Annotated in this window: 8 protein-coding genes; 3 read left to right on the top strand and 5 right to left on the bottom strand. The window is 42.5% G+C overall.

The window, feature by feature from the left end:
* Window positions 1–2: 2 nt before the first annotated feature.
* The 5 genes from ACYVIL_RS19215 to ACYVIL_RS19235 all read right to left on the bottom strand — a co-directional run bounded on the left by ACYVIL_RS19215 (window position 3) and on the right by ACYVIL_RS19235 (window position 6098).
* Complete coding sequence (locus tag ACYVIL_RS19215; protein WP_460314250.1) at window positions 3–632, bottom strand: TonB-dependent receptor plug domain-containing protein; 630 nt, start codon at window positions 630–632, stop codon at window positions 3–5.
* Window positions 633–852: 220 nt separating this feature from the next.
* Window positions 853–2496 (bottom strand): glycoside hydrolase family 43 protein, encoded by a 1644-nt coding sequence (locus ACYVIL_RS19220; RefSeq protein WP_460314252.1) that lies wholly within the window; start codon window positions 2494–2496, stop codon window positions 853–855.
* Between the two features lie 2 nt (window positions 2497–2498).
* Complete coding sequence (locus ACYVIL_RS19225) at window positions 2499–3815, bottom strand: glycoside-pentoside-hexuronide (GPH):cation symporter (RefSeq protein WP_460314254.1); 1317 nt, start codon at window positions 3813–3815, stop codon at window positions 2499–2501.
* Between the two features lie 17 nt (window positions 3816–3832).
* Window positions 3833–4987: an endo-1,4-beta-xylanase gene (locus ACYVIL_RS19230; protein ID WP_460314256.1), complete on the bottom strand. Its 1155-nt coding sequence runs from the start codon at window positions 4985–4987 to the stop codon at window positions 3833–3835.
* A 73-nt stretch (window positions 4988–5060) separates the two neighbouring features.
* Entirely contained in the window at window positions 5061–6098 is a 1038-nt protein-coding gene (locus ACYVIL_RS19235) for a LacI family DNA-binding transcriptional regulator (RefSeq protein ID WP_460314258.1), read from the bottom strand.
* A 430-nt stretch (window positions 6099–6528) separates the two neighbouring features.
* On the opposite strand from ACYVIL_RS19235, the gene ACYVIL_RS19240 reads away from it, so the two are divergent.
* Genes ACYVIL_RS19240 through ACYVIL_RS19250 form a run of 3 tightly spaced genes read left to right on the top strand, consistent with a single transcriptional unit; the run spans window position 6529 to window position 8898 of the window.
* Window positions 6529–7311: a gamma-glutamyl-gamma-aminobutyrate hydrolase family protein gene (locus tag ACYVIL_RS19240; RefSeq protein ID WP_460314260.1), complete on the top strand. Its 783-nt coding sequence runs from the start codon at window positions 6529–6531 to the stop codon at window positions 7309–7311.
* On the top strand, window positions 7304–7969 hold the full coding sequence (locus ACYVIL_RS19245) for a TVP38/TMEM64 family protein (protein ID WP_460314262.1): 666 nt from the start codon (window positions 7304–7306) through the stop codon (window positions 7967–7969). The genes ACYVIL_RS19240 and ACYVIL_RS19245 overlap by 8 nt, the downstream gene beginning before the upstream one ends.
* 32 nt (window positions 7970–8001) lie before the next feature.
* Window positions 8002–8898, top strand: a complete 897-nt coding sequence (locus tag ACYVIL_RS19250) for a histone deacetylase family protein (protein WP_460314264.1) — start codon at window positions 8002–8004, stop codon at window positions 8896–8898.
* The last annotated feature ends 184 nt before the right edge of the window (window positions 8899–9082 follow it).

Raw genomic sequence — 9082 nt, forward strand, 5'->3', positions numbered from 1 at the left:
GTTTATTCTATCAAATCACTGTAAGTCAGATCTGCAGAAACCGCGACAATACGCTCATCAGAATCGAAAGGCAGGCGCGTATGCAGACTCACTGTACCGCCAATCCCTCCTTCTATCAGGTCCGCACTCTGATTTTTATAAACTCGTACCGATCCCATTAATTCAGGAGGAACATCTTGAAAACTCAGACCTCTTCCAGAATTTGCTGTAAACGAATCCCGACCGTTGAATTCACTGCGGGTAGCTGACATACCGCGGATCACCGCGCCACTGCCTTCTACTCCAAAGTGGTCGGGGTCATTGGCTGCGGCAAAACGTTCAATTGAAATGCCGGGTATGCGCTGCATTGCCTCAAGTACGCTTCGATCTGGAAGTGCTCCTATATCAGATGCGGTAATTGCGTCGACAAAGGTGTCTGCTTCACGTTTTAATTCTTGGGCGCGAATAACACTTGATCTCACTCCTCGAACGTTGATGATTTCTACATCTGTGTCTTCCGCTGCAGGGCTTGGCTGCACATCTTGAGCAAAGCTTTGGCTGCTAAAACCCATTATTGCTAAAGCAATCATGGACTTATTAAAACGAGGTTTAGGCTTACGTTTTAGTTCGGCTAATTGGTTTTTATGCTTCACGGTTAAACTCCAAGTTCGTATCACTATTTTTGGTTTTAATATTTCAATGTGTTTTGTTGGTCATTTTTTTACCACTAGCAACCCTAAAAAGCCGCCGTTATGTGGTGCTAAAATACTTGTTAACGAGAAACGTCATTGAACTAACCTGAACGGCATACATCGCCGAGCTTAAACATAAGGTAAAAAGTGACGTCTCGAGGGTAATCATGCTCTTTTGTACTTATTGCTCGTTGTAGTTGAAATAATCAAAATCAGCAGTGCATTGCTGTCCTGACAGATCTTGGCAAGCCATGCCGACAAATCCCCCGGTAAAATGAGCACCTTCACCGCTGCCAGCTTCATCGGAAATAATGCTGTAATCGAGGTTGATGGGCAGCTTAGTCCAATGTATTTCATCCGTTGAAAAAGAGAAGTTGAGCTTGTGGTGGTTCACTTCAGCTCGCAAATATACCGGCCCTTGACTGGGTAGTATAAAGCGCTCGTCTGTCACCCAAGGTTCGGTATGACCTTCTCGAAGGGCAAATGTTAGGGTTAAATCAGGGTTGCCTAAACAACTCATTACATCTACAAAACGGTTGCCTTCATCGTCGATGGACACATAACAGTAATGGAATTTTTGGCTGTTGTAGTAACAAATAAGCCCAGCTGTTTGTTGAAAATTGCTGGGTGAAAATTCCATGGCGGTTTGTGCTGTATAGCTAAAAGCTTCTTGCCTACGAGCAACCAAGGCTTGCTCATATAATGAACCTATGGACTCTCTGCCAATCAAACGTAGATAACCGGAACGGGCGGACAAGCTGAATAAACGCTCGGGATTAGGGGTACGTAACCATTGAAACTCAATTGGCAGCTGAGGTGAATCAAAGTCATGCTGAGTTTGACTTGCTGGCCAAGGGTGTTCGGGCAAATTCGGTGCGGGTACCTCCATTGTGGGTAAGCCATCTGTGACTGCATTCTCAACTCTTAGCCAGTCATCGTCAGTCCAATAGGTCTTTTGTAATCCGGTTTCACGGCCAAGGGGACAGCGCCGTTCGCCTAACAAGGGGCGACCACATAAATGCACAAGATAGGTTTCACCGCTAGCTGTTTCAAACAAGTCACCGTGACCTGTTCGCTGCAGTGGCAAATGTTGATTATCTTTAGCGGTTAATAAGTAGCCGTACGGGTCTAGTTCGTATGAACCATCGATATTCTTAGAACGAGCCAGTGTCATTGCATGGGTGTAAAACGTGCCACCTTCTGCTGTTAATAAATAATAATATCCATTACGTTTATACAAATGAGGTGCTTCGGTACAAGCAAGTTTGCTACCCGCAAAGATATTCTTAATTTCCCCCACTAGTTTTTGTTTAACAGGGCAATACTCTTGCAATAAGATACCGCCGAATCTATTTTTTTCTCGGCGGTGATCCCACACCATATTGACGAACCACTTTTTGCCATCATCATCATGGAACAAGGAAGGATCGAAGCCACTGGAGTTCATGTAGATGGGATCACTCCAATCACCATCTATGGTTTCACAAGTGGTTAAATAGTTATGGGCATCTTTGAAGTCACCGTCGAATCGTTTTACGTCGGTATAAATTAAATAAAATAAGCCGTCATGATAGCTAAGGCAGGGAGCCCAAACACCACAAGAATCGGGTTCACCACGCAGATCTAACAAGGCTTTTCGATTTAATGGACGGCTTACCAATTGCCAGTTTTTTAAATCTTTTGAGTGGTGAATTTGCACACCTGGATACCATTCAAAGGTGGACGTCGCGATGTAAAAATCATCGCCCACTGCAACAATACTCGGATCTGGGTTGAAACCTGGAAGTATTGGGTTTTGTATCATAGGTTGAGTCGGGGTCGTCATTCTTACGCTTCCTTAAAATCACGTGTAAGTTTGTAGAATTTCATACAAGCAAATACCACAAGGCCGGCAATAACAGAGCTTGCAGAGTACAAGAATAAGATGCCATTCAATGCCGTTTCGCTTTGCTCAATGTTTGGTTGATAGCCAGATGTAGCGAGGATCCAGCCCGTAAAGGCTCCACCTAATGCAATGCCTAGTTTGATCATTAATAGGTGCCCGGAAAACGCCATCGCCATGGCACTTTGACCTAATTTTTTGGCACCGTAGTCCACGGTGTCCGGTACGGCAGAAAATAATAGAGGGGTAAATATCATGTGGACAAAATTGGCTAGTATTGTAAACACCAAGGCGATTTCCATTGAGTCTCGGGGGACAAAAAACAACACTCCATTGGCCACCACTATACCCAGCGCACACAAACGCATAAGTGTGACTTTACAAAATCTTTTTACTAACCAGTTCGCACTCAGAGCGCCGGCTATACCTGCAACCATACCGCTGGTCATAAACAGCGTAATTAGCGATTCTTGTTGCAAGTAATATTGCACATAAAAGGGGGTTGTCGCGCCACGCATTGCCACGCTAATAAGCAGTAACAAGCTAACAATTGCGATGATTCGCCACTGGTCATTTTGCAGCATTTTGGCAAAGTCGAGCCAAATTCCTTTAAGAATAGGGTTGGCAGGGGATTTCGGCATCTCTACCCGCTCTTTGGTCAAAGAAAAACAACCCACAAAACAGAGCACAGCGACAATGGATAACGTGACCATTGCCATTTGAAAACCTTGTTGTTCGTTGCCTTGACCAAAATAGTCAACTAATGGCAAAACACTGGCCGTCACAATCGCGCCACCTACCATGGCCAGTGCAAACCGATAAGATTGAACCGACGCCCGTTCAGTGGGCGACGCAGTCATTACACCACCTAAGGCGGAATATGGAATATTGATGGCTGTGTAAACGGTCATCAATAATGTATAGCTAATGTAAGCGTATACCAGCTTTCCCGTGTCACTAAAATCGGGTGTGGTAAAGGCCAATACCGCTAGCAGACCGTATGGAATTGCACACCACAATAAATAGGGACGGTATTTGCCCCATTTTGTATCGGTTCTGTCTGCAATCCCACCCATAACAGGATCGGTTATGGCATCAAAAATCCTAACTAGCAAAAATAAGGTACCCACTGCCGCAGCGGATATGCCAAAGACGTCGGTATAGAAATACAGCAAAAAGCCCATCACTACCTGGAACACGATGTTACTTGCTGCATCGCCCAGGCCATAGCCTATTTTCTCAGTAACGCTTACCTTTACCATTAAATACTTACCTTAAATTATTGATATTGTTTGGCTAGCGCCATTAAGTCATTTACAAAAGCTTTGGCTTGATAATGTCGGTCGAATAGCAGTGGATAGTCGGTGCGGCCTTGCATGGGCCAGTTATTACGCCATGTATCATTGTCAGAAACACCCCAAAAAGTGACCCTGTCAATATGTTGGTGATAGCTTATAAACAGCTTAAATAGATCGTTATAGGCGTTAGCCAATTTAGAATAAGCGGATTTCGAAATGCCATTTACATAAGGATTATATTCATCTTTAAGGGCAAAATTTAATGAAATGTCTGCCCCCATATTTTCTTCGTCAGGGAATTTAAGAACCGAAATGTCCAGCTCTGTAATCATTATTGTTAAACCCGCATCGGCCACTTTTTTAATACTGATTTCCAGTTGTTCAAGGGGAGGTTCCAAGCCGTAATGACCTTGCTCACCAATTCCATCTATGGGTATCCCCTTTCCTTTAAGGCGTTTAGCTAGCGCTATCACGCTGTCCATTTTAGGGGCTTTATATAAATTGTAATCGTTGTAATACAGCTTGGCATTTGGCGCAGCTTGATGAGCATATTCAAAGGCTTTTTCGATAAAGTCTGTACCGATAATTTGTGACCATTTCGAGTCCCTTAAAGAGCCATCTTCATTAAACGCTTCGTTCACTACGTCCCAGCCTTTGATATCGTCTTTATACCTGCCTGCCAGCGCAAAAATATGAGCTTTCATTCTCGATAACAAAAGTTCACGACTAGCAGGTTGGCCAAATTCGTCCTCGAAAACCCAATCAGGCGTTTGTTGATGCCAAACTAAGGTGTGACCAATAATATTTTTATGGGTGGCGTTTGCATATTCAACAAGGGCATCTGCAGCTTCAAAGGTGAAGCTATTTAAGGTCGGCTGAATGCTTTCCCACTTCATATCATTTTCGGCGGTGAGGGTATTAAAATGCTGATTCACAATGGCGACTGACTGGCTGTCTTGGCCATTTGCTTGTTGCGTGTTGATAGCAACGCCAACATCAAAATAAGGAGAAAATGCTTGGTGCAATGAAACATCTGTCACTAGTTCAGAGTTTGTGTGAGTCGAGCTAGATTGAGTGCATCCCGACACACAGCCAATTACAAAGAATAAAAATGCCCACGCTATTATAAGTTTCATTAATCACCGAACGTTTTCAATAAAATGTTAGCGCTAACAATATTTTGTCAGGTTTCGTTTGTCAATTATGAATTTACGTTAAATTAACATTATTTTTACTTGAGTCTCTTAACTGCAATTGATATTCCAGCACATGACGCATACTAGACATTTTAGGTTTTTTGGGGGGAGTGGGCGTTTTGGTAGTGGTTAGGATATCTATGGCGAGTTCAGCCATTTCTTCAAGGGGTTGTGTAACCGTTGAAATGTTCGGCCAAATAGTAGTGGCAAGTTCAGTGTCATCAAAGCCGACAATGGAAACGTCTTCGGGTACATCTAGATGTTTCATATGGGCGACGGAAACAACCGCTGCTGCCATTTCATCATTTGCCGCAAATATTGCATCAGGTTTGTTGGTTAGTTCAAGTAATCGCTTTGCCGCGTCTAAGCCAGATTTATAGGTGAAATCTCCTTGTTCAATATACTCCGGTGGTATCATTAACTGATTGGAGCGCAATGCATCTAAATACCCTTGATAACGCATTCTGCTTGCCCCTTGACTGGGACTGCCAATAATATGTGCAATCCGTTTGTGGCCACTTAATATAAGCTTTTCAGTAACCTCAAACGCCGCCTGATAATCATCAATGCAAATATAGTGGCTAGCGGTTAGATTAATGTCAGGTGCGATACGCACAAAATCAATGTTTTCCGATACTAATAAATCGACAACTTCAGGAATATTGCTAATCGGGGGGAGTAAAATTAATCCGTCTACTTTAGTCACATAAATGAGATCTTTTATAGTGGCTATGGTCTTTTCACGGTGACTAGTGGCTTCGTCCAATATAATATGATAACCACTAGTACGACATTTTCGCAGGGCACCAACTAGAAATTTACTCACGTATGAATAATTAGCGTATTCGCAAACTAAACCGATGAAATAAGATCGAGAACTCGCCAGATGTCGCGCCGCTATATTGGGCTTATAGTGCATTTCTTTGGCAATTTTGCTGACTTTTTCGCGGGTTTTTGCACCGACTTTGGGATCGTTATTCATTACTCTTGAGACGGTCATCATTGAGACGCCAGCTTTGATTGCGATATCTTGCAGTTTAACCTTAGACATGTATTTCGTCCCATTTTGTTAACAGAGTAAACCTCGAATCTGGCTAGTCTACAGGATCAATATCGACATACCTAAATGTTAATTAACATTTTTAATAAATACAGAGTGACACTGTCTAACCGCTTGTTTTGAAATCATTGTTTGCTAGACAAAAAAAGTCTTACGTTTAAAGAGAATCGTTACTCAACCATCAATTAGGCATTGCCATAGAAAAAATACATTTATGTTTGAAATTAATTCATTTTGCAAACAAAAAAATTCGTTTTAGATTGCTGGGTTTTGTTTGTTTTTATTTTTAAGTGTATGATTTTATAGTGTTTTTTATTGGCTTGTTAGGAGCTGTTGAAATTGGTTCATTCTTTGCTAATTAACCTTATTAGGGGCTGATTTAGAACCTAACATAATCAATTTTTTTACATTGGGTGGGTGTATGGCAGTGAATAATAAACCGAAAATCGCAGTGACAGGGCCCAATCGTTCTGGTCTGACTGCTTGGCTTTTTACGGCCCTGAACGTTCGCTTGGCGGGTGGGGTTCCTGTTCGCGTCACGCCCGATGATTTCAGCGGTCAAATTGATTTTGATGGCATCATTATTGGTGGAGGTTCTGATATTCATCCTGATAATTACATTAAGCAGGCGTTACCTAAAGTCGAGCGATCTTTATGGCTGAAAATCAAAGAAGCGCTGGTATATCCCATGGAGCTTTTAAGCAGGTTCTCAACCAGCGAGTATGATAAAGCTCGAGATTCAATGGAGCAAGAATTTATCGATTATGCTATGGAACAAGACAAACCTATTTTGGGGATTTGCCGAGGACACCAGCTTCTTAATGCGGAACTAGGCGGCAGCATGTACCAGTCTACCTTGCCTCTATTACAGGAAAAAATGCGGATCCGCAGTCCCTTTCCCCGTAAAAAAGTGATTTATACCAAAGACAACACTTTGATTAACGATATTGTTGGTGATGATCCCATCCGTGTTAATGCGATTCATTCCCAAGCTATAGCTCAGCCCGCAGAGTCTTTGGAGGTTACCGCAAAAGAAAAAGCCGGTATCAATCAGGTTATTGAGAGTAAAAACAGTGACAATGTACTCGGCGTGCAATGGCATCCTGAGTATTTGTTTTATATGAAAACCCACAGAAGTATTTTTCAATGGTTAGTGCAACAGGCGAAAAACCGAAAAGGGCAAAAGGAGGGGGACAATGAATAAAAATAATGGGATGAAACTTGGGGTGCTTATATTGATTTTGGTCGGTTTAGCAGCAGCCTATTTTTTGACTCCTTTGGGAGAATTTTTGAGCATAGATAAGATCACTGAATTGACCAATAGTGTGCCTCAAAACCTAGTCACTGCTTTAGTTTTTCTGGGGATCTTTTTCATTGGCGGTAGTTTATTGATCCCTATTCCTTTAATGGCTTTCGCTGTAGGCTTAGTGTTTAATATCTGGATTAGTTTGCTAATTTGTATCCCTGGATTTTTACTGGCGAGCCTTAGTGGCTATGGTGTAGGTAAATTCATGGGGGTAGAAGTGTTTGGTCAAAGAGTCAGTGATAGTTTAGATAAAGTGAAAAACAAAATGGATGATAAAGGGGCTTGGGCGGTTCTTGCATTGAGGTTGGCTCCCACACCTCCGTTTACCGTTACGAGTATAATTGGCGGTTCTTTGGGAATTAATATTTGGAAGTACGCATTTGGCTCGACTGTCGGTATTATGCCTTTAGGTTTAAGTGCTGTATTTTTCGGTGAAGGTGCGCTGCAAATGATGAAAGAGCCGTCTGGCTTGGCGGCCACTTCACTTGTTGCTGCAATTATTCTTTTTATTGTTTATCGGGTCATGGTGAATAAACAGACCGAGCAAGAAGAATAAGCGGTTAGATTAATGTTAAATGTTGGAAGTATATGATCCCTTTGGTGTTTCACCCCATTTATTCGATTCTTGATTTACCGGTGAGGCATCGATTTCCAATTCAAAAATATCAGGCTATTTATGATGCTCTGCGCCAATTTGGTGTTCCCGAGTCTAGTTTTCAGCAACCCGAAGCTGTAAACGCTGAACGTTTAAAGTCGGTTTTGAATCCATTATATGTTCAGCAACTTACCACTGGTACTCTGGATGCTAAAGCCATGCGGCGAATAGGATTTCCTTGGTCAGAACAGTTGATTACTCGCACCTTAACTGCCGTGGGTGGCACTATCTTAACCAGCCAACTCGCTTTAGAGTCTGGCAAGGCAATAAATCTAACGGGTGGTTATCATCATGCATTCGCGAATTTTGGTTCGGGCTTCTGTATGGTCAATGACCTATATCTCAGTGCATTAAATATGCTGCAAAATCCAAGTGTGGATAGGATTTTGATATTTGATTGTGATGTTCACCAAGGTGATGGTACCGCCAAGTTGGCCGAGCGAAATGCCAACGTTAAAACCGTATCTATTCATGGTGAAAAGAACTTTCCACATCGAAAGCAAGTCTCTGACTATGATTTCCCATTGTCCAAAGGCACCTCAGATGAGGTCTATCTAGATACGGTTGATTGTGCGTTGAATCTTGCGGTCAATAATTTCCAACCCGACGCTGTGATTTATGACGCTGGGGTGGATATTCATGAAGATGATGATCTAGGGCAATTGTGTATCAGTACCCAAGGCGTTTATGCGCGAGATAAGATGGTTTTTGATCTGTGTGAACACAAAGGATTGCCCGTCGCCGCGGTGATTGGTGGCGGTTACCAGCGAGACATTGATGCCTTGGTTAAGGTGCATTTACAGTTATTTAAGGCCGCTGGGGTATATTGAGCAAATACAGATTTATCCCGTGGGAGCGTTGATGGTTGTTAACAGAACCTCGGGGCTAAAGCCTGTAGGCTCCCCACATTTTTTATACACATATTGTTTCCTTGAGTAGCGCATTTTGCGCTGCTAGGAGCATTGCTGCTGTGACTTTAAAACGTTTATGTAGCAATATCCGTTGAGCTAAAAA

This window comes from Aliiglaciecola aliphaticivorans, from assembly GCF_054782055.1.